This window comes from Kitasatospora sp. NPDC001660 (assembly GCF_053596725.1).
On sequence record NZ_JBSFGU010000052.1, the window covers coordinates 1 to 19874 of the forward strand.

A 19874-nucleotide genomic window follows, 5' to 3' on the forward strand; every position below is an offset into this window, starting at 1 on the left:
CCTGGTGCTGGGCCAACTCCGCGGCCTTGGTGCGCTGGTCGGCGGCCCGGCGTTCGGCCTCCGCCGACTCCGCGCGGGCCGTCGCCGACGCGGCAATGTCCTTAGCCTGGTCGCGCTCGGCCTTGGCGATCCGGGCCGTCTCCTCCGCGGTCTCCTTCGCCGTGATGGCGTGACGCTGCCTCTCCTCGGCATGGGTGGCCCGCGTTTCGGCATCCGTCCGGCCGGCCTCGGCCTCGGCCCGGGCGCGCTCGGCGTCGCCTTTGGCGCGACGGGCCGCGTCCCGGTCGCGCTCGGCCTGTTCCTGGGCGGTGCGGGCCTCCTCCTTCGCGGCGTTGGCGGCCTCGGCCTGCCGCTTCTGGCGCTCGGCCTCCGCCTCGGCGGCGGTCTGGGCTGCCTGGGCCGCCGCGGCCGCGGCGTTGGCCTGGGCGAGCGCGGTCGCGGTCTCGGCCCTGGCCGCGGAAATCCGGGCCTCGACGCCCTGGGGGCTGGTCACCGACCGGATGGCGTCGGCGAGATCCCCGGCAACCTGCTGCAGGCGATCGGTGACCTCCTCGGCCCGAACGATCTGCCCCGGCAGACCGGGGGAGTTGGCCGCGCGGACCCTGGACGCCTTGGCCTCGTTCTGGCACGCCTTCTTGTTGTTGGTGCAGTACTCCGGCGGACGGCCGGCGCCCCCCGCCTTCTCCCGGGGGATCGCCTTCCCGCACCAGGTGCAGGGCTCCGGCCAGTACCCGTACGGGGCCTCAACCGGCGCGGCGCCATCGGCGCCGGCCTGCTCGTCGTCGGCGGGCTCGTGCCACTCATCGGCTGTGAACGTCGTCATCGGGGCGGCGGCCTTCCTCATGTGTTCGTCGGGTGCCGGGTGGCCGGCAGCGTCTGAATTTCTGGAATACTATTTCTAGTATTCCAGAAATTAGCGTCCAGCGGGGCCGTGTTGGATTTTCGGGGGTACTGGCAGGCTCTCACCGCGGGCGGGTCCTGCTCGGCTGGCGTTCCGCCGACTCCTCGAACCGGCCGGGCCTTGCCCGTCCCGCGTGTGGATGCCGACTCCGGGACCGAGGGTCCTCAGCTGGCGGTCTCTCTTCACCGAGGCGCCGGGGCGCCTGCTCCGGTAAGCCAGCGTCGGTTCCTTGGTGGCTCGCTGCCGCTGAGCGTACCGCACCTAAGGGGTGATCAGGGTCCAGGTTCACCCGTGCGTGTCACGGGTCGGGCGCTGCTGGCCGGCGGCCTGGGACGCGTCCTCACCCGGGCCCGGTTCACGCGCCGTACCGGTACCGGGCGGCACGCTGCCGCTCCTGGAGCCGCCGCGCCTTGGTCTGGCGGCCCTTGTGCGGGCGCGCGGCCGGCTGGCCATCGGTCCGGAGGCACGGCCGCCCGGCGCGGGCGTCGCAGTGCGGGCAACTCAGCTGCAGCACCAGGGCCGTGACCGACGGCTCCTCTGCACCGCGCCCGTCGGCCAGGCCCGGCAGCGCCATCTGCACGGCGCCGCTCCGGCGGCGGGGCCTCGCCCCGGCGGGCCGCGGCCGGGGACGTCGGCGGCGCTTGGCCGGCTCCGGCACGGCCGCCACCGCCTCGACGGGCACGAGCCTCGGCGGGTCGACCAGCCCCCCGGCCGCGGCGAGCTGCAGGGCATGGACGAGCAGCGCCGGCGCCTGGATCCGTTCCGCCTCGATCGCGTAGGCCCGCTGGTGATCGGGCCTCTTGTCCTTCAGCCGCGGGTACTTGCGCCGCCCCGGGTCCATCCCCGGCAACACCAGCTCCTCGGCCTCCCGGCGCCGCCCCTGGGCCCGCTTCTCCTCCTTGCCCAACCCGGACCACTCCTCCTCCGCCAGCCACCACCGGTGCCGCTCCTGCTCCACCCGGGCCCGCACCGCCAGGCCTGCGATCCGCCCGTCCGTCCCGCACTGACGGGCCGCCTGCCACAGAGAAGCCCCCCTAGCCGCCCTGACCGCCGTTCCGTGCTCGCCCTGGACCGTGGTGACCAGCCCAAGCTCCTCAAGGCGGCCGACGTGCCTGTAGGTCGTACGGAGGGTGTAGCCGGTGCGCTTCGCCAGGGTCACCAGACTCAGGCCGCGGCGGGACTCCAGGATCACCCGATGCGTGCGGGCCGCGTGGTGTCCGAGACGGTGCCAGACGTCACTCTGAGCGTGGGCCAGCACAGTGCCGAGGAACGTCCGGAGGTCCTGAGAGTGCGCATCACTACCCTTCTGGGGGGCGGCGTTGACACTTCTGTCAGACCCCTGGCGATGTTTGGGAACCGAGTAGACGGCACAGCGGTGGTGGTGGCCGTCAGGGGGGCACTCGTGAGAGGTGGCGAGCGTGACCCGGCGGGCCTCGCCCTTGCTCTTGACTGCCTCCTTGGTAACGACCAGCCAACCGTCCTTGATGAGGCGCCCAAGGGTTCGGGCGGCGGTATCGGGGGAGTAGCCGGCCAGCACGCCGAGACGGCGGACGTCGGCGGACACGTCCAGGCTGTCCGACATGATCATGAGCCAGGACAGCACGCAGAGCAGCACGTAGTCCGCCGGGCCGCTCTGCCTGATCCACCGGTCCCCACCAGCCGCATCCATGCGCCTGCGCAGATCGGCGGCGGCGCGCTCGGCCTCGCTCGGCTCGTCGTACCCGTCGCAGTCCGTGGGACGGCGGGGCATGCGGGCGGCGTCCTGGACGGCCAGCCACCACGCCCTCTCCAGCCTGTCGGCGGCGTCGTCGTCGGTGCGCTTGATCCGGGTGCCGGTGGTGTCTTTGACGGTCCGCAGCCACTCCAGCGCGGGCGAGGCCTCGGTGTCCCGCACCACCGCGGCCACCTGCTCGAACCTCCACCCCCGAAGCGCCATCGCGACGAGCGGGGCGTGAAACCAGTGGCTGTGGTCGTGGCGGTCGCTCAGCTTGCGGGCGAGCTGGCGCGCGGGCCGGCCGGTGAGCTCTCGGCGCGGCACGTCCGCGACGTACGGCCGGCCCTCCTCGTCGACGGCGACCCGGCGCATGATCGGCCGCTCTCCCCGGGCCGGGTCGCGCGGGTCCAGCAATCGAATGGACGGCGGCACGCTCGGCGCCTTGCCCGGGGCCGGGCTGCCGGCGGCGGCCCTCAGCTCGATCGTGCGGCCACGGGCGGCTGCCAGAGCCTCCATCCGCTCCGCGACCCTGACGTAGGCCTCCGGCCCGGCCGAGGAGGGGCCGAGCAGCCGCACCGCCTGCTCGACCGTGTGGGCCGTCAGCCGGCTGTGCCCGCCGTGGCGGTGCGGCGCCCCGGGCGGACGAACCGCCCCGGTAACCGGGTTGCTGAGAGGGCCGGTGTCCCACGTCGACCACAACGCCGCGCCCGCCGCGTTGATCCGGGCCGCCGTCTCCGCCGAACACCCGGCCGCACACCCCGACCAGATATGCCACCCGCCGGACGGGCCAGACCGCGCGGGCACCGGCGCGATGTCCTCGGCCGCGAGAATCGACGCGTACTCGCCGGCGTGCTCCTCCGCGGCCTCCACACCGTGCCGACCGGTGTCGAAATCCCCTACCAGGCACACGAATCGGTCCACCCCACGGCGACGCTGCGTCAGGTACAGCACCACAGGACGTGACGGGTGATTCGTAACGGCCTCGGTCACGTCCATGGTCGTGTGGGCGGGGTAGTTGTTCAGGTGGCCGCCCTGGCCGTCCTCGGCCGCGGCCCGCACCTGGGCGTGCGGGTGCAGGGCGGTGACCAACACGGTCAAAACACGTGTCGGGTTCTCGTCAAAAGCGGCGCGCGGGTCGCTAAGTCGACAATCCGGCAACACACCGGATTCAGGCATGGCTGTACCGCCGCCGCGGGTGTGTGCCAGAATGGCAACGCTCCTCGGCACCTTGTTGAGGGAACGAGAAAACTGGCCCGGTGGCGCCAACCACCACGGCTAGGGATTCGGACCGCCGCCAAGCGGTCCAGGCTGTTTGTTTGGGGCTCCTCCTGGTCGCCACAACTAGGAAGAGGGGCCCTCACGGGTACTGCTCAGTCTTCATCTGTCCGGTGATCAAATCGCCCCCTCTGGGGGCCTTCGTCTTTTTAGCCGGCCTGCGCCACCTCCTCCGGGGGCGTCCAACCAACCGGCCGGCCGTCCTCGCCGATGGGAAGTGCCGCGAGAGCGTGACGGATCACCTCGACGCCGGACACACCCATCGCCCTGACCAGACCCTCGTACTTAGACCGAAGCGGGTCACCAGGGGCCAACCGAAGGTCAGCCCGTGCGGGCTTGTCGGCGTGAAACGTCGCCGACCTTCCGCGCTGCTGCTTTCCTCGTGGTGCTGGCATGGTCAAGATCCTAGGGCGTGACGCGATAGTGCGGCACAACTTTCACGGTGTGGCGCGGACTTTTTTCTGGGCCGGGTGTTGACGGACACCCACATATGGGCGGTTTGCCCGATTATGAGGCTGTCGGTTGGTCAACTCCCGTGCGACTCCTCGTCGTCGGCCTGGGGGCCCGTCACTGGCTGAGTTCCCGGGCCCGGACCATCGCGCGCTCGGCGGTGCGCTCGCTAACGCCGTACCGTTCGGCCAACTCCTTGGTGGTCACCGGCTCTCGCTCGCCTCGCTCGGCGGCGGCGAGTTCGGCGGCCACCTCGGCGGCGCGCTCGTCGCTGGGCCGCTCGCGCGGGGCCTTGTTCTTGCTGCCGGGGGTGCGGCCTCGGTATCGGCGTTCTTCGGCTGGCCGGTCGCGTCGGGCCTCGGCGGCTGCGCGGGTCCAGAATCGTCGGCCGGCTACCTCGGTGCCCTTGTCCATGCGGCCGTCGGTCGCCTCGTCGCGGACGGTGGACGGCTTGATGCCGGCCACCTCGGCCACCTCGGCGTCGGTCAGCAGGTCGGCGGGGTGCTCGGCCGGGCTGGCCGGCAGTTTGGGGATGGGCTGGCCATTGATGAACGCCTGGGCCTGCTCGACGTCGTACAGCAACGGCTTTTTGCTGCAGGCCAACGGGTTGACGGCCTCGGCAAACTCGGCGTGCCGCGTGCGGCGCCACTTCTGCACGGACATGCCGGCGAGCTGGGCGACTCCGGACACGTCGGTGGCGGTTCGGCCGTGCTGGATCATCGGGTCTCTTCCTGGTCGGGGCCGGGCCCGTGTGGGCGGCCGTGGTGCTGGTGGTGAGGATACGGGCGGCGGCCGGCAGGAGGGCTGGGCTGGTCGGCCGGCTCGAACGGTCGCACTACACTGGGGGTGCTTCCTGGCCTTCGGGCCGTTGGTGGGAGGCATGTAGGGCCGGTGGGTGCCGCACCCCTTGGGGTGACCACCGGCCCTTTTGTTGTCCGCGGACAAGGTCGGCGGCCCGCTGCCGACACGGGGCAGCGGACCGCCGGTCTGGGGCGGCTTACGCCGCGGCGTGCCGGCTGCGGTCGGCGGCCTCGGCTTCGGCCTCGAACTGCGCGCGGGCCTCGCTGAACAGTTCGGCCGTCTCGACGCCGTGGGCCTCGGCGGCCTCGATGAGCGCGGCCAGCAACGCGGCGCACTGGTCCACCTCCACGGCCCGCAGCACGGTGACGCTGTGCTCGACGCCGAGCCGGTGGTGGCGGATCTCCTGGGCGGCGAGCCACAGGCCCGCCGCGGTGATCCGGCCGTGCGCGAGGTGGAACAGGTCGGCGACCAGCGCGCGGAAGTCGCGCGCGGCCTGGTGGCGGGTGGCGAACCGCCGGGCGGTGGTGGCCTGCAGGGCGGCGGTGCCGTGCCGGATGCGGTCGGCGGTGGTGAGCGTCAGCATGTCGTCCGGGGCCTCGTTGTTGTAGTTGGCCAGGGCCTCGGCGGCGCGCTCGCCGTACGTCTTGTGGTTGCTCAACTCGCACTCCTGGGTTGGGTGTTGGTGGGAGACCCGTCCCGGGGTCGGGTGCCGACCGGCCCCGGGACGGGGGTCTGTGGGGCTGCTACGCGGCCAGGGCGAGCCGCTGCAGGCGGCCCGGGCGGCTGCTCGGGGCGCCGGTGTCGGCGTCGGCCTGGTGCCAGTCCGCGACGGTGAGGTGGCCGGCTCCGGCCGCCTGCTGCCCGGCGAGCTCGATCGGGCTGAGCGGGTGGACGGGCACGTGGTCCAGCAACTGGGGCGCGTTGTCCGGCCGCGCCCCCTCCGTACTGGGGAACAGGTCGGCGCCGTCGGAGATCCGGCGCCACGGCCTCCGCGGGCGGGCCGGCGACGTCTTCAGGGGCCGTCGGGTCCGCTGCACCGGGCCGGTGCTGCCCGTGCTCAGCAACTCCTCCACCAGGGCCTCGATGGGGTCCACCTCCGCGGCGGGCTGGTCCTGGTCGGCCTGGTGCTCGGCGAGCTCGGCGGCCTCCAGCTCCTCGGCCTGGGCTAGCAGCATGGCGGCCACGCTCGGGGCGCCCAACTTCTGCAGGATGGCGGCCTGGGCGCGCAGATCGTCCGCGGTCTCCACCGCAGGCTCGACCCGGTGGGCCGGCTCGGTAAGCGGGAGTTCCCGGTGGCCGGTGGTGGGCTCCTCGGTCTCGGCCGGCTCGACCTGGGCGGCGGCGGTGTCCAGCTGTGCCATCTCTTCCTCGGTCAACACGATGGTGCGGTGGGCCGCGTCCTGGGCGGCGATCTCGGCGGCGGCCGCGGCCTCGGCGGCCGCCTGCTGCTCGATTCGCTGCAGGTCGGCGGCGGCCGCGGCCTTGGTGCGCTCTTCCTGGATGTGGGCGGCCAGGTGGCCGGCCAGGGCCGCGCACCTTTCGTAGACGGCTTCGGTCTGGGGCCGCTGCCACTGCTCCAGCCACTGCGACTGGCCGATCGCCTTGAACTCCTCGATGGCGGCGGAGCGGGCCTGGTAGGGCAGGGACCGGCCCGGGTCGACCTCGTCACGGACCCCGGTCGGCGAGCCGTGCCGGCCGAGGCAGTGGGCCAGCGTTGCCGCGAACTCGCGGCGAGCGTGGGTGACGGTGCCGCGGCGCTCGCGTGGGGTGGTGTAGTGCTCGCCCGCCGGGCTGGTGAGCCAGGCGGACACCCGCTTGCCCCACGTGAGGGACAGCCGGTCGATTTCCTCCAACACGATCGGGAGTACCGCGCAGAACTTGGCCACTGCCTCGGCCTCGCCCCACACCCGGGCGTCGGTACGGCCCTGGCCGTAGGAGTGCTTGGCGTACTCCTCGCGACGGCTGGTGCCGTGCATGCGGCCCTGCTCGTCGTACGCGTACCCGGTGTCAATGTCGCGGTGGTGCCACGTCACCACTCGCTCGAACTCGACCTCGTAGTAGGCCGCGAGGGAAACCGCGAGCCGGCGCCGCTCGGGGCCGCGCTTGCTGGTGTCGCTGAACTCCAGCCGCGCGGTGACGCGCTGGCCGAGCCCGACCAGCTGGCCAACGAGCCGCACGGCGGGCTCACCGTGGCGGGGCCGGTAGGGGTCGGCAATGGTCGGGTTGAGCGGGCGGACGCTGGCCTGGGCGAGCTCGGCGGCCACGGTGACCTCGGCGGCCAACAGCCCCTCGACGGCCGGCGCGGCGACGTGGGAGGGGTTGAGCATGGTGGCCGGGGTGGTCATGGTGCCGGTGAGGGCGGCGCCGGTGCTGGTCCACCGGCCGGGCTGGCCGGTGACCAGCTGGACCATCACCGGGTGCTCGGCGGCGGCGAGCTGGGCCAGGTCGGCCCGGGTGTAGTGGCAGATGCGGGCGGTCTTCGCCATGGTGCTGTGCTCCTTCATTGGTGGGAGTCGAGCGGTTCGGGGGTGCCGTCCCCTCCCCTCTCGACACCATCTAGAATACGGCAAATTACATCCACTGGCAAGCTGGTGAGCCACGAAATCGGCTGGTCAGAGCGCGAATTGGGCACACGAACGGCCCCCACCCTTGGGGGTGGGGGCCGTGGTCGGGCGAGGTGGATCAGTCGGCGGCGAGCACGTGCACGGAGCTCCGGCCGGTGGGATTGCGGCCGGCCTCACGGCGGGTGGTGCTGCACCAGTACTCGCCGTACTCGTCGTGAACGCGGCGGCCGGCGCGGTCCCACACAATCAGGACTCCGCACTGGTCGCAGACTCCGGCGTCGGCGCCCGGGGTACCGGTCATCTGGGGGGCTGCGGTGAGGATGGCCAGCCGGCCGTCCCGCATCTCGGGGTACTGGTCGGCCGTCAGCTGCAGCTCGTCCCGGGTGATCCGGCGGCCGCACTCGGGGGTGGTGCAGCGCCAGCACTGGGGCTCGCCGGCCGGCACGTAGGTGCCGCGCTCGCACCGGTCGCACTGCCGGAAGATCGGCATGCCGAGCACCCTGTAGGCCTCGCGGGTGAGGTAGTAGGACGAGAAGCCGGTGTAGCCGGCCAAGCGGGCGGGGCGGATCCGGCGGCCCCGGTTGTCGCCTTCGTAGGCCAGGCGCTTGGACACCAGGGAGTCGAGCGTCACGCCGGCGAGCGCGCCGGACAGCTTGCCCAGCCACTCGGTGGCGGCCTCGGTCATCGCCGCACGCTGCACCCGGGTCACCCTCAGGGTGGTGGTCTTCTTCATCGGTGGTGCCTTCCTGTGGTTGGTGGGGTGTCCCCGGGGGAACGGGGGTGCCGTTCCCGCTCGCCCCGGGGTGGTGTTGATCGGACCGGGCTACCGGTGGGGGCAGTCGGCGGCGTGCACGCCATAGGTGCCGCTGCACGCGGTACACAGCGCGACTTTGCGGCGTCGGGCCTCCTGCTCGACTCGGCGCATCACATCCCGGATCGGGGCCGGTTGGCCGAGCTCCACGTGCTCCTCGATGCGGGCGCGGAGCTCGGTGTGGAGCCGGCGGAGCTGGGCGGTGGGCAGCTGGTCCAGGATGCGGCGATGGTCGGCCACGGCGGCGGTCACAGCGAGGCCGCCCACGCGCGGCCGGCCTCGGTCCAGTATTCGCCGTGCCGGGGCTTGGCGAGTCCGCGCATGATGGCCTGCATAGTGGCCTCGTGCCACAGGGTCGTGGCGATGCCCTGGCGCTTCCAGACGTGTTCGACCGTGACCGACTCGACCACGCCCGTCTCCGGGTTCCACAACAGGCGGGCGATGATGTCGCCGTCGCACTCGGCGTAGACCGCGTGGGTTCCGTCGGGCGCCATGCCCTCGGTGAGCTCCCGGTCCGCCTTCTCCTCGAACTCGTACGTGATGATCAACTCGTGCTCCTGGTGGTGTGTTGGTGGGAGGTGAGGGCCGCGGGGCGGGGTGCCGTCCCGCCCCGCGGCTGGCGGCGGCTACTGGTCGTCGTCGCCGTTGAGCTGGGCCAGCACCGCGTCCGCGTGGTCCCGCAGCACGAGGTAAGCCGCCTCCGGTGCGCTGTGCTTCTCCGCGAGCTGCCGGAGCTTGGTCCCGTACTGGGCCAGGAATCCGGCGTAGGCGTCGAACGGGAGCAACTGGGCGGCCCGCATGTCCGCTTCGACCACCGCGCGGTCGGCGGCGTACTGGTCGTCCTCGACTCCGGCGGCGGCGCGGGCCCCGTGGTAGATCGCGCTCACGACGGCGGCGGCCGTAGCCTCGCGGCCCGGGAGCTTGCGCAGGGCGCCGACGAACAGAACGCTCGCGTGGGACACCACGCGGTCGGGGGTGATCTCGCCCCGGTCGGCGGCGCGGCCGGCCATCATGTAGACGAGCACCCACGCGCCGAACAGGTCGTCGGACACCTGGTTCATCAGGTCGCCGAGCGGGCGGCCGGTGCGCTTGGCGGCCGGCTCCAACTGGTTCTCAATGAACAGCGCGGTGGCGCGCTCCACCTCGTCGTCGGTGTAGGCGGGGGCGGTGGTGGTCTGGTCGGTCATTGCCGTTCCCTTCGGGATTGCTGGTGGGAGTCGAGAGGGTTCGGGGGTGCCGTTCCTTCCCCCTATCGACATAATCTAGTTTACGGCAAATGACACTCAATGGCAAGGTGGGCGCCTGTTTTCGCCGGGAAACTGCCTGGTCAGACATGCCGAAGGGCCGGCGGGTTGATACCCGCCAGCCCTCGCGTTGGTGCCGGTGTGTGTCAGGCGGCGTACAGCCGTTGGTGGTACGCCTGGCGCTTCTCGGCGGCCTCGCGTTCGACCTGCTTGGCGTCCCGGCGGGCCTGCTCGGCGGCGGCGCGCTCGGCCTCCCGCTGCTGCTGTCGCAGCACCAGGCGCCATGCGGCGGACTGGCGGGCGTTGAACAGCTGCTGCAGCGCCATGCGCTCGGTGCGGGCCGTGCCCTTCAGGCCGGCGAACGGCACGGCCTCGTAGTCCCCCAGCCAGATGGGGTCGTAGTGCTCGACGTGCCACCCGGTGCCGCGGCCAGCGGTCAGCATGATGCCCAGCAACGTGCCGTCAGCCTGCTGGTAGACCATCGTGCCGCGTGGCGTGCACGACCCCCAGGGGAACACCGCCTCGGTGAGCCAATCCCACTCATCCACCTGGGCGTTGGTCATCCCAACCAGCACCAGCGCCACGTCCTCCTCGGTGAACGTGCCGGGCTCGGCGCCGCGGCGGAAGTCCTGCACGGTGGCGAGCCGGATCGACTTCGGGACGGGGGCGTACAGGGGGGTCAGGCTTCGCATCGCGGGTTCTCCTTCGGGCGGTGGGTGCTGGTGGGAGGTGGCGCCCCGGGGGCCGGGTGCCGGCCGGCCCCCGGGGCTGTCGCCGTGGTGGTCAGCTGCGCTCGACGGTGAAGCGGGCCGGCCAGTTGCGGCGAGTGCCGTAGGCGGTGCGGGCGTAGACATGGGCGGCCTCGACCACCTGGGCGCCGATCCGCCGGTGGAGCACGGGGGCGAGGGCGACCGCGCGGCCGTCGTGATCGGTCGGCATCAGCTTGCTGCGGCCACCGTTGTTGATGAACGCCATCCGGGTGGCGCCGTTGTGGCCGCGGTCGGCGGCGGCGAACAGGCGGGCCTTGGCGGTCTCGACCTCGTCGGGCAGGTAGCCGGCGCAGTCGAGCCGGCACGGCTCCTCGGTGTAGCCGAGGAAGTTGCCGCCGCACTCGCACGACTCGCGCCACACGACGATGTCCACTGTTGCCTCCTGGTTGGTGGGATCCGAGGGTTCGGGGGGGGTGCCGCCCCCTCCCCCTCTCGACAACATTTAGTTTACGGCAAATGACGCTCAATGGCAAGGTGATCGGGCAGCAAAAGTGCTGTTCAGAACGGCTTTTCGCTCCTGCGTGAGCGTTCGGCACGCGGCCGGCCGACCACCCGCCCCAGGGGTCGGGCTGAGCGGGGGTCTTCCCTCCGAGGGCGGCAGGCTTCAGCCCTTGCATGGGTTCTCGGGGGCCGGAGGGGGGTCGGGCTTGCCCGACCGCGCTTGCGCGGCGCGAAGCGTCCTCCGTAGGTCCCCGGGGTTCCATGCGAGCCTCCGGTGCCGCGCTCGGAGGGAAGACCCCCGCCGGTCCGAGCCCGCACCACGACGCACGGTGCACACCCGTGCAGGGAGCCCCCTCCCCCTCTGCTGGGTGGTCCGCGCCGGAGGCGACTTGTTCTGACCGGTGCTGGCGGCACCCTCTGGCGGTAGGAACCCGGTCGCCGTTTGGCGGTTCGTACGCTCCGGGCGTCCTGGTTGTGCCACGCTGAGGCGGTGGACGGTGAGCGGTACATCCCCGGTCTCCTCGCCCGGCTGCAGGATGCCGGCGGCGGGTGGCTCACCCCGCCCTCGGGCAGGCTGGTCCTGGGCGAGCTGCTGCCGCTCCTGAACAGCGCGGCGGCCGGCACAACCGGCAGGGCTTCCCGCCTGTGGACCTACGCCGCCACCGCAGCCTCGGCACAGCTCTGGGTGGCCGGCGACGACCCCGACCGCGAACTCTGGGACCACGTTGCCAACGCCGTTGCGCGAGCCGCGGCCGAGCAGCCCCGTTCTTCCACCCTCAGCTGACAGCCAGTCATCGGCCGTCCCGCGCGAGCCGGCCCGAAATAAAGGATCTCCTTCAATGAATTCACCAGTGAAAAAATCGGTGACCGTGTGGATCGACAGGACAGCGGCTCGGCTTCTCTCGAAGATGTCGGAAGATCACCGAGCGGCCGAGGCGGAATACGTGGAAGCGTTGGTGAAAGAGCGCGTGATGCGGAGGGACGCGCGGATTCGGGCGGCTGCGGTTCGGGCTGAGCGGTGGCCTCAGATCGCGGTCGTCGTCGCGCACGCCCTGGTGGAGCGGCTGGCGGAGCCGGACCTGGCCGGCCCGTGGCCGCCCCTCACCGAGGCGGAGGCCGCCCGCCTGTCGCTCTCCGGCGGCTGGCCGGGCCCGCAGAGCCGTAGGACCCGCTACGTGCAGCGCTCCTACGACCTGCCGGCACCCCTCGTCATCCAACTCCGCACCGCTGCTTGGCGGATGAGTGAGGAGCCCTTGAGTCGGCTGGAGGCCCTGGGGATGATCGGCCCGGCCACCCTCGGGCTGAGCGAAGCCGAGCAGGCCGAGCGGGCCCGGCTCGCCGCCAGGCTCTACCCGCCGGGGCGGATCGTGCGTGAAGCCCTCGACCGGTATGGGCCCGTTCCGGCGCCGGTGGCCCCTGTGCCGACCGAGAATTAAAGGATCTCCTTCAATTAAACCCGTCCACGTCAAACGTTTCCGCATTTCAGTTCGAAAGCGTTTCCGAAACCGTGCTGTGCTTGCTTTTTGACGCCGCGAAATGTATTCCTTGGGTAGGGTTGAATTACCGTCGAAGGGAGAGTGGATCATGAGTGAATCCAGCCCTGTGCTGGTGGCGGAGGCCGACGGCGCCCCCGGGGAAGGCGCCGCGGTACTGAGCGCGGACGGGCTCGCCGCGGAGCTGGGGCTGAAGCTCTGGCAGGTGTCGCGGGGCGTGGAGTTGGGTGTGGTGCCTCCGCGCACGACGTCCGAGGGCTGGTCTGCGGAGGTGGCCGGGGAACTGCGGGCGAGGGCCGCGGAGATCGCGGCCGCGGTGCGGGCGTCCGAGGGCTGGGGCGCGTCGCGGATTGCGGGCCTGCTCGCCGAGCGGGCCGGCGTCGCGGTCGGCACCGAGGACGTGGTGGAGCTGGCGGCGCGCGGGCTACTGCCGGTGGTGGGTGAGTACAAGGGGTGGCCGCTGTACTCGGTGGGAGCCGCCGAAGGCGTGGACGTCGACCTGGTGGCCGCGTTGGTGGCGGAGCGGACAGAGTGGATGGCGGCGAGCCTGGGGAACGTTGCCGCCGCCGAGTACCTGGGGTGGAGGCTGCGCGAGTTCGCCAAGGTGGTGAAGGGACGCGGCATCGAGCCGGGCCGGTTCGCCCGGTACGCGCTGGCCGACCTGGACGCCCTCAAGGCAGACGAAGACCTGGCCGCGCAGGTGGAGGCAGACCGGCTGATCGGCCCCGACCAGGCGGCGGATCTGCTGGAGATCCGCCGGTCCGATTGGGATCACGTGGTGGCCGCGGGCTGGGTGAAGCCAGCGGAGATCAACACCATGAAGACCGGCACGCGGCGGACGGTGGACGTGCCGATGTACCGCACCGCGGACGTGCGGAGCGTGCTCGACATTCCCGGGGTCGACTGGGAGGAAGTGCGGTCGGTGAAGGCCGGTCAGCCCTCGGTCCTGCGGGAGTTCGCGCCGAAGTTGCCCACCCGGGCCGAGGTGGTGAAGGCCTTCGCCCAGCGGCTGGCCGACCTGCACGGGGTGGAGGTGTGGGCCGACTACCACGGCGGTGCGGACCGGTGGACGCTTGACTGGGACAAGAGCGACCCCGAAGCGGTGACCACGGAGGAAGTGCGCGAGCTGCTGGCCGGCGACACGTCGGCCAGCTCCTACGTGGACGAGATCCGGTTGGGCTCGTCCTGGGGCCGCATGGCAAGCTGGGCACGGCAGATGCTGGAGCCGGACGTGGCGGTGATCCTCGATACCGAGACGACTGACCTGGACGGGCAGATCATCGAAATTGCGGTGGTCGACGCGGCCACCGGCCGCAAGCTCTTGAACTCCAAGGTGCGGGCGACCGAGCCGATTAGCGCCGGTGCGCACGCGGTCCACGGGCTCACGGACGACGACCTGGTGGGGGCCCCGGACTGGGGGCGGGTGCTGCCGAAGCTGCGGAAGGTCACCCGGAACCGGACGATCCTGGCGTACAACGCGGACTTCGACCGCGCGCGGGTCCTGGCCGACACCGAGCGCATCGGCAAGCGGCCGATGCACCTGGGCGAACGGGACACCTGGGCCTGCCTGATGAACGCCCGTTCCGATTGGCTGGGCCGAAGCCGGTGGGTGGCGCTGGGCGGCTCGCACCGGGCCCTGGGGGATTGCCTGTCCGCGCGGGAGGTGCTGGTGTCCATGGCGGCCGGCCGCGGCACCGCGTTCCACCCGGCTGGCGCGGCGACTGGTCCGAAGGGGTTGAACGGCTGATGGTGCGGCTCACGCTGATGACGGATGACAAAGCGGTCGGCGAAGAGGTCATGGAGTTGCTGCTGCCGGTACTACGGGACGCGGTGGCTCTGACGGTGGGCGAGCCGACACGCCTCACCCACCGGGGCAGCGGCTTCCGGGCGGTACTCGACGTCCGGCCCGCGACGGCAGACGAACGGCTGCTGACGCTGGTGCGGGTCAGGCGGGAACAGCACCTGGGCAGCCTGCTGTTCGCGGTCGGGGATGAGGTGGAGCTGAAAGTCCGCCAGTCCGGCTACTGGATCCATGAGGGCCTGGAGGACGAGGGGGAGGACGCACGGATGCACTACGACCTGCCCGCCGGCACCCGCGGTCGTGTCGTCCATGTGCGGGACTACCCCAGCCCGTACCCTTACGTGGTGATTTGGGAAGTGCATGGGCACCCGGAGATCGGGGTGGCTCAGCACGACCTACGCCGGGCACCCGCCCGGCGGAAGGGTGGCGAGTGATGGACCGCTGCAACGACTGCGGGCGCTTCTTCTGCGACCGCTGCGGGGTGCACATCTGCCTGGACTACTGCGACTGCATGCTCTCGCACACCTGCCGGTGCGAGTGCGATGCCCACGACCGCCGGCTCACCTACGGCCCCGACGGCTGGGAGTAGGGGAAGCCGCGCAGGTCCGCCGGCCGTTGGGCGATCGATGGTGGCGGCCGGTGCCGGCGCGTGGGGCTAGGCCGTGACGGCGTCGTCCGCCGGGGTGGTCTGCTCGGCGGCAGGAGCGAGGGGCTGGGCCGTGCCGTCGGGTCCGGGCAGTAGGAGCCGGAGAGAACGGGGACGCGCCCGCCCACGTCCGGTGCAGTGCACAGTGATCTCACGATGGGACACGGCACCCCATCCGTCTCCTACGCCGTGGGTCCGGATGTCCGAGACGGACAGGGTGAGGGCGGCGCCGTCCCAGGGTGAAGGTGTGAGGAGGGTCGTGCCGCTCTCGCGCAGGATGGCTTCCAGCCTGCGGAGCTGGCGAGGCTGGGCGGGCGTGGTGGGCTGGAGGATCATGATCGGTGTCGCGGGGGCGAGATCCGCCGCGACTTGAGCCCAGTGCCGCCCCGGTGAGTCCACGAGCACGGTGCGCGGCCATGGAATCCCGTACGCCTGTGCGGCTTTCAGGCCGATATCGGGCATGCCGATGATGCTGACCCAGTCGTGGCGGGTGACGGCGCCGCCGGCCAGGGCGAGCAAGAGGCTGTAGTCCTGCTGGACGGTGACGACGGCGCCGCGCGGGAGCCGGCCGTCCGGCAGCACCGGGGCGAGGGCGGGGTGGGCGGGCCGGGTGGCGGCTTCGACCCGGGCGAGCCGCGCGGCCGGGGAGGTTTCCGCGAGCATGCCGGCGAGCCGGTCGCTTGGGTCGCTAGGGCCCGGGTGGAGCGGGAGGACGGTCACGACTCCCGCTCTTCGGGGGGCAGCGCGGCGGTGAGCCGGGCGGGGCGGAGTGTGGAGCGGCTGTGGATCACCCATTCCTGTGTAAGGGGTGGGCCCCACAGGACGTGGGCGGCCCACCGCCCGGCGCTGAGCGGGCGCCACGCGGTGACGACGCCGACCAGCCACGTGCCGCCGACGCGGATCACCGCGGGGGACCAAGCGGGCTGTTCGCGCTCGGCGGCCTGGTCGACCTCGTCGGCCGGCGCCCGCCGGGCGTCACGCCAGGACCCGGCGGCGCCGGGAGGGGTGGGACGGCGTGGTGGGTACGTGGGCACGCACATATTCTCGAACACTAGTTCGATGAAAACCTAACGTCAGATGATCATGGCTCTACGGAGGGCGTTTCGGGTGCTCTTCGGGGCGCTCGGTCACGGCGGGGCGGGGCGCGTGTCCCCTTTCTGGGGAGCGGCCGACGGCCGGCGCGGTCGCGAGTAGTCTGGTGGCCTGCCAGCAGGACCGGAGGCGCGTTGATGACCGCACAGCCCGAGTACCCGGTGCCGGGGCCGATCGACCGGCCGCGTACGCCCGGTGCGATCCGCCGGACTCTGCCGGCGGCCCGCCGCGAGGACTTCCGGGCAGCGCTGGACAGCACGCCCGCCGAGGACCTGTTCGCCCTGGTGGGGCTCTGGGGGGCAGTCGCGCAGACGGCGGCCGATCCGGAGGTGGACGCCGCTGCCGCGGCCGTCCGCGCGGGCATGGAACCGGTGCGCGGCCTGGACGAGATTTTCCCCGTCCTGGCGGACCCCCGGTGACCCCTCGCGTGTACCGAGCGGTGTTCACCGCCGACGCCCAACGCCAGTTGCTCGCGCTCGACGGCGCGGAACGGCTTGCCCACCTTCCAGCCGGCGCACTCGACGGGCCGGCGCTGTCCGCGCTGCTGGCGGGCACCGCGCTGGGCGAGCTGCTGGCCTCACTGGACGACCTTTCGTCGGACCCGTTCGGCGGCCTCACCCTGGCCCGGACCGGCGACTCCGAGGACGACAGGGTGGCCCTGCTCGCCGGCATCTACGCCGTGACGTACATGGTGTCCGAGCGCACCGATCCGCCGGTGATCACGATCACCAGTATCCGTGGCCCTAAGGGCAGTTGAGCCGGAACAGACGTCTCGGCCCCGGGGTCCGGGGTACCATGGCGGGACAGGGTGTGCGGACCGCTTCCGCCCCTGCTCCGCCGGCCGCGTGCCGGCGTTCCCCGCAGACGCGGGGCTGGCTCCACCACACGACCTCTCTCCGGTCCGCTCTTCATGGCGGCCGGTTCTTCCCCCGCATGCGCGGGGCGGCACGGGGCGTTTCCCGTGCGTCCCACCCCACCCCGCAGCGGAGTCGCCCCATGTCTGAGTCCTCCCCCGCCCCGTCGGTTCCCCTGCAGCCCACTGCGGGGGAACTGTCTGACTGGCTAGCCGAGTTCGGCAACGATCTCGCCGTGACCTCCGAGGACGGCGGCTTGCGGGTCGCCTTCGTCGAGCCGGCGGGGTTCACCGATCGTCTCGGACGGCGGATGGCGCTGACCGAGGCGCGGGCCCGGCTGGAGTCCGGCAGCTGCCCGTGGACGCTGGCGGCCGACGCCTACACCTCGGAAGGCCGGCTACTGCCGCTCGGCGGTGAGGGCCTGTGGTCGCTGCTGGTGCGCGCCGTCACGGCGGAGGAGCGCGATGCCCGCCGCGAGGCCAGGGCCCGGGCCCGTGCGGAGGAACAGGCCGCCGGGCAGGAGGCTTTGGAGGCGGCCGCCGCTGCCCGCGCGGAGAGCGACCGGAGGTGGGAGGCCGCCGCCGGGCGCCGGGTGCGCTCGGTCGACGCGACCGAACTGCCGCCGCTCGCGTACTCGTACCGCTCCCCTCACCACGACCGGTCGCACGTCCCCCCGGAGGGTTTCCGGCCGCTGGTCCCGGTCCCGCCGCGGCGTGAAACGAGCCCGGGGCGGTACACGGGCCTGTGGACCTCTCCCGTCGCGCGGCAGGACGAGGACGGCACGGTGCTGGACACCGTGTGGTCGGTGTGGTGGCGCAGGGAGTTCGGCGGGCCCAGCGCGGGCGCGCCTGACGTGGACTGGTACGGCGAGCACGTGCGGATCACGCCTTCGGCCGACGCGCGGATCGTGCTGATCGACAGCGCGGACGACCTCGCCACCCTGGTCCGGGAGTACCCCAACCCGGTGGACCACGCCACCCGCGACGGTTCGCACTTGTTCCCCCACTGGTATGCGGTGTCGGGGGACTGGGACGCGGTGTATCTGTCCGAGGCAGGGGCGCGGGAGGTATGCCCCACGGACCCGTTCCGGCCGCCGACCGCCCCTCACCTCGACGCGTGGGGGTGCGCAACCGTGCTGTGGCTGCAGCCCGCCTACACGCTTGGCTGACATGGCCTACCTGGAGGCGTGAGCCGTACACCGCTTCATCACCGGGGCGCCTTGAGCCGCCCGGTCGGCGGCAGTGTCCGCTGCCGCCGACGTGATGGGTCACCGGCTGAAGTCGGGTGCCTCCAGGGCCAGCCTGAGACGGTCGCGCCACGGTCCGAGCTCCCCGATCCCTGTCGCTTGCCACCGGTCGTGGGCCAGCACGCTGAAGGCCGGCCGGCGCGCCGCCGTCGGATAGTGCGACGCCGGAATCGGCCGCACCCGCCGCGAATCCAAACCCGAGAGGCGGAACGTCTCCTGCGCCAGCCCGAACCAGGTCGTCGCGCCGGTCGCCGTGCCGTGGTAGATGCCCGCCGGCGCGCCCTCGCAGCGCCCCAGTGCAACTAACTGCTTCGCCAGATCACGCGCCCACGTCGGCTGTCCGACCTGATCGGCCACCACTTCCACCGTCTCGCGCTCACCTGCCAGCCGCAACATCGTCGACACGAAGCAGGGCCCCGAGGACCCGTACAGCCAAGCTGTACGCACCACATAGCCCGCCTGCGGAAGCAGCTGTCGCACCGCCAACTCCCCGGCCAGCTTCGAGCGGCCGTACGCGCTCAACGGATTCGGTACAGCGTCCTCCGCGTAGGGCGTGCGCGCGCGCCCGTCGAAGACGTAGTCGCTGGAGACGTGGATGAGTCGCACCCTGTTGTGCGCGCAGGCTCTCGCCAGGTTCCACACGCCGCGGCCGTTGACCGCCGTCGCCTCGTCCTCGCGGGACTCGGCTTCGTCGACCCGGGTGTACCCGGCGCAATTGATCACCACCCTGTGGCCGTCGACGGCCTTCATCACCGCAGCCTGGTCCGTGATGTCCAGCTCGGTGTGCGTCATTGCGCTGATCTCCTCATGTTCGAGAGCCTTTTCGACCTCCTGGCCGAGCAGCCCCCCCGCACCCGTGATGAGCCACCTCACTGGTCGTCAACTCCCTTGGTGTGAAGGCATTACGCTGATGACATGCGCGGAATCATCCTCACCGGCGGCCCCGCAGACGACCTGGGGCCCCTCACCCGGGCCGTCTGCAAACTGCTTCTCCCGGTCTACGACAAGCCGATGCTGTACTACCCGTTGAGCGGCCTCATCCAGGCCGGCATTCGGGAGGTCCTGGTCATCACCGCTCCCGAGGATCTGCCGCACGTGCGGCGCTCCCTCGGCGACGGGCACCAGATCGGCATGCGGCTCGAATACGCCGCCCAGTCCGACCCCGGCGACGTCGACCAGGCCCTCCTCACCGGCAACGACTTCATCGACGACGCGCCCGTAGCTCTCATCTGCGGGGACGGTATCTTCCACGGCGAAGACCACGTCTCCGTCGCCTCGGTCATCGCCAGCTTCAGCGCCGACCCCAAGGGCGCGCAGATCTACACGCACCGCGTGGCCGCCCCCGACCACCGTGCCGCCGTCCGCGCCGGGCTGTACATGTTCGACGACCAGGCCGCCGCCATTGCCCGCTCCCTGATCCCCTCCCAGCGCCACGCGACGGGCCTCAACCGGGTCACCAGCCACTACATGAGGGCCGGGCAGCTCACCGAGACTCTCCTGTACCGGGGCACGGCCTGGATGTCGGTCCACACGGCCGAGGACCGAGACCGGGCGTCCGACTGGGTCCGGACGATCGAGGACCGCCAGGGCATCAAGATCGGCTGCGTCGAGGAAGCAGCGCGGAAGGCCGGGTTCATCGACGACGAGCAGCTCGCCGCCCTCGCTGAGCCCCTTATGAACTCCGGCTACGGCCGGTACCTGTTGGACCTGCTGGACAGCGGCCCCGATCACGTCCATTCCTCCAACTCGTCACGGAAAAGCACGCGTTGAC

22 protein-coding genes and 1 pseudogene are annotated in these 19874 nt (G+C 71.9%); 9 read left to right on the plus strand and 14 right to left on the minus strand.

The genetic code is table 11. From position 1 onward, the window contains the following. From ACWCXH_RS33605 to ACWCXH_RS33655, 11 genes and pseudogenes are all read right to left on the minus strand, one after another. Positions 1-823, minus strand: a pseudogene (locus ACWCXH_RS33605) (hypothetical protein); the annotation flags it as partial. 433 nt (positions 824-1256) lie between these two features. Then, a complete protein-coding gene (locus tag ACWCXH_RS33610; protein WP_449805294.1) occupies positions 1257-3791 on the minus strand; it encodes a hypothetical protein in 2535 nt (844 codons plus the stop codon). A gap of 666 nt (positions 3792-4457) precedes the next feature. After that, positions 4458-5060, minus strand: coding sequence for a hypothetical protein (locus tag ACWCXH_RS33615; protein ID WP_449805295.1), 603 nt, complete (start codon positions 5058-5060; stop codon positions 4458-4460). A 277-nt stretch (positions 5061-5337) separates the two neighbouring features. Then, positions 5338-5799 (minus strand): hypothetical protein, encoded by a 462-nt coding sequence (locus tag ACWCXH_RS33620; RefSeq protein ID WP_449805296.1) that lies wholly within the window; start codon positions 5797-5799, stop codon positions 5338-5340. A gap of 85 nt (positions 5800-5884) precedes the next feature. Continuing rightward, positions 5885-7627, minus strand: a complete 1743-nt coding sequence (locus tag ACWCXH_RS33625; protein ID WP_449805297.1) for a hypothetical protein — start codon at positions 7625-7627, stop codon at positions 5885-5887. Positions 7628-7823: 196 nt separating this feature from the next. Further along, entirely contained in the window at positions 7824-8438 is a 615-nt protein-coding gene (locus tag ACWCXH_RS33630; RefSeq protein ID WP_449805298.1) for a hypothetical protein, read from the minus strand. A 90-nt stretch (positions 8439-8528) separates the two neighbouring features. Continuing rightward, positions 8529-8768 (minus strand): hypothetical protein, encoded by a 240-nt coding sequence (locus ACWCXH_RS33635; RefSeq protein WP_449805299.1) that lies wholly within the window; start codon positions 8766-8768, stop codon positions 8529-8531. After that, entirely contained in the window at positions 8765-9064 is a 300-nt protein-coding gene (locus ACWCXH_RS33640; protein WP_449805300.1) for a hypothetical protein, read from the minus strand. The genes ACWCXH_RS33635 and ACWCXH_RS33640 overlap by 4 nt, the downstream gene beginning before the upstream one ends. 78 nt (positions 9065-9142) lie before the next feature. After that, positions 9143-9703, minus strand: coding sequence for a hypothetical protein (locus tag ACWCXH_RS33645; protein WP_449805301.1), 561 nt, complete (start codon positions 9701-9703; stop codon positions 9143-9145). Positions 9704-9906: 203 nt separating this feature from the next. After that, positions 9907-10452 carry a hypothetical protein gene (locus ACWCXH_RS33650; RefSeq protein WP_449805302.1) on the minus strand — a complete coding sequence of 182 codons (546 nt, stop codon included), beginning with the start codon at positions 10450-10452 and terminating at the stop codon, positions 9907-9909. Positions 10453-10543: 91 nt separating this feature from the next. Then, positions 10544-10903, minus strand: a complete 360-nt coding sequence (locus ACWCXH_RS33655) for a hypothetical protein (protein WP_449805303.1) — start codon at positions 10901-10903, stop codon at positions 10544-10546. Positions 10904-11461: 558 nt separating this feature from the next. Here ACWCXH_RS33655 and ACWCXH_RS33660 point away from each other — a divergent pair. The 5 genes from ACWCXH_RS33660 (at position 11462) to ACWCXH_RS33680 (ending at position 14854) form a co-directional block, all read left to right on the plus strand. After that, on the plus strand, positions 11462-11755 hold the full coding sequence (locus tag ACWCXH_RS33660; protein WP_449805304.1) for a hypothetical protein: 294 nt from the start codon (positions 11462-11464) through the stop codon (positions 11753-11755). Between the two features lie 55 nt (positions 11756-11810). Then, complete coding sequence (locus tag ACWCXH_RS33665; protein ID WP_449805305.1) at positions 11811-12407, plus strand: hypothetical protein; 597 nt, start codon at positions 11811-11813, stop codon at positions 12405-12407. 172 nt (positions 12408-12579) lie between these two features. Continuing rightward, positions 12580-14211 carry a 3'-5' exonuclease gene (locus tag ACWCXH_RS33670; RefSeq protein WP_449805306.1) on the plus strand — a complete coding sequence of 544 codons (1632 nt, stop codon included), beginning with the start codon at positions 12580-12582 and terminating at the stop codon, positions 14209-14211. After that, positions 14211-14699 carry a hypothetical protein gene (locus tag ACWCXH_RS33675; RefSeq protein ID WP_449805307.1) on the plus strand — a complete coding sequence of 163 codons (489 nt, stop codon included), beginning with the start codon at positions 14211-14213 and terminating at the stop codon, positions 14697-14699. The genes ACWCXH_RS33670 and ACWCXH_RS33675 overlap by 1 nt, the downstream gene beginning before the upstream one ends. Then, a complete protein-coding gene (locus tag ACWCXH_RS33680) occupies positions 14699-14854 on the plus strand; it encodes a hypothetical protein (protein ID WP_449805308.1) in 156 nt (51 codons plus the stop codon). The genes ACWCXH_RS33675 and ACWCXH_RS33680 overlap by 1 nt, the downstream gene beginning before the upstream one ends. 66 nt (positions 14855-14920) lie before the next feature. Here ACWCXH_RS33680 and ACWCXH_RS33685 read toward each other — a convergent pair whose 3' ends face one another. Together ACWCXH_RS33685 and ACWCXH_RS33690 are read right to left on the minus strand one after the other, a co-directional pair. Further along, positions 14921-15574 carry a hypothetical protein gene (locus ACWCXH_RS33685; RefSeq protein WP_449805309.1) on the minus strand — a complete coding sequence of 218 codons (654 nt, stop codon included), beginning with the start codon at positions 15572-15574 and terminating at the stop codon, positions 14921-14923. Between the two features lie 53 nt (positions 15575-15627). After that, positions 15628-15945 carry a hypothetical protein gene (locus ACWCXH_RS33690; protein ID WP_449805310.1) on the minus strand — a complete coding sequence of 106 codons (318 nt, stop codon included), beginning with the start codon at positions 15943-15945 and terminating at the stop codon, positions 15628-15630. 195 nt (positions 15946-16140) lie between these two features. Between ACWCXH_RS33690 and ACWCXH_RS33695 the strand changes: the two genes are divergently transcribed. From ACWCXH_RS33695 to ACWCXH_RS33705, 3 genes are all read left to right on the plus strand, one after another. Beyond that, entirely contained in the window at positions 16141-16422 is a 282-nt protein-coding gene (locus ACWCXH_RS33695; protein WP_449805311.1) for a hypothetical protein, read from the plus strand. Positions 16423-16442: 20 nt separating this feature from the next. Then, the gene (locus ACWCXH_RS33700) at positions 16443-16760 is read left to right on the plus strand and encodes a hypothetical protein (RefSeq protein ID WP_449805312.1); all 318 of its coding nucleotides are present in this window, start codon (positions 16443-16445) and stop codon (positions 16758-16760) included. 332 nt (positions 16761-17092) lie between these two features. After that, positions 17093-18025, plus strand: a complete 933-nt coding sequence (locus ACWCXH_RS33705; protein WP_449805313.1) for a hypothetical protein — start codon at positions 17093-17095, stop codon at positions 18023-18025. 99 nt (positions 18026-18124) lie between these two features. Here ACWCXH_RS33705 and rfbD read toward each other — a convergent pair whose 3' ends face one another. Next, positions 18125-18976 (minus strand): dTDP-4-dehydrorhamnose reductase, encoded by an 852-nt coding sequence (gene rfbD, locus ACWCXH_RS33710; RefSeq protein ID WP_449805314.1) that lies wholly within the window; start codon positions 18974-18976, stop codon positions 18125-18127. A 42-nt stretch (positions 18977-19018) separates the two neighbouring features. On the opposite strand from rfbD, the gene ACWCXH_RS33715 reads away from it, so the two are divergent. Next, positions 19019-19873: a sugar phosphate nucleotidyltransferase gene (locus tag ACWCXH_RS33715; RefSeq protein WP_449805315.1), complete on the plus strand. Its 855-nt coding sequence runs from the start codon at positions 19019-19021 to the stop codon at positions 19871-19873. The last annotated feature ends 1 nt before the right edge of the window (position 19874 follow it).

Bases quoted from the DNA above. Each gene is read 5' to 3' on its own strand.
- ACWCXH_RS33610 (WP_449805294.1), bottom strand. From the start codon at position 3,791: ATGCCTGAATCCGGTGTGTTGCCGGATTGTCGACTTAGCGACCCGCGC.
- ACWCXH_RS33615 (WP_449805295.1), bottom strand. From the start codon at position 5,060: ATGATCCAGCACGGCCGAACCGCCACCGACGTGTCCGGAGTCGCCCAG.
- ACWCXH_RS33625 (WP_449805297.1), bottom strand. From the start codon at position 7,627: ATGGCGAAGACCGCCCGCATCTGCCACTACACCCGGGCCGACCTGGCC.
- ACWCXH_RS33630 (WP_449805298.1), bottom strand. From the start codon at position 8,438: ATGAAGAAGACCACCACCCTGAGGGTGACCCGGGTGCAGCGTGCGGCG.
- ACWCXH_RS33645 (WP_449805301.1), bottom strand. From the start codon at position 9,703: ATGACCGACCAGACCACCACCGCCCCCGCCTACACCGACGACGAGGTG.
- ACWCXH_RS33650 (WP_449805302.1), bottom strand. From the start codon at position 10,452: ATGCGAAGCCTGACCCCCCTGTACGCCCCCGTCCCGAAGTCGATCCGG.
- ACWCXH_RS33665 (WP_449805305.1), top strand. From the start codon at position 11,811: ATGAATTCACCAGTGAAAAAATCGGTGACCGTGTGGATCGACAGGACA.
- ACWCXH_RS33675 (WP_449805307.1), top strand. From the start codon at position 14,211: ATGGTGCGGCTCACGCTGATGACGGATGACAAAGCGGTCGGCGAAGAG.
- ACWCXH_RS33680 (WP_449805308.1), top strand. From the start codon at position 14,699: ATGGACCGCTGCAACGACTGCGGGCGCTTCTTCTGCGACCGCTGCGGG.
- ACWCXH_RS33685 (WP_449805309.1), bottom strand. From the start codon at position 15,574: ATGCTCGCGGAAACCTCCCCGGCCGCGCGGCTCGCCCGGGTCGAAGCC.
- ACWCXH_RS33695 (WP_449805311.1), top strand. From the start codon at position 16,141: ATGACCGCACAGCCCGAGTACCCGGTGCCGGGGCCGATCGACCGGCCG.
- ACWCXH_RS33715 (WP_449805315.1), top strand. From the start codon at position 19,019: ATGCGCGGAATCATCCTCACCGGCGGCCCCGCAGACGACCTGGGGCCC.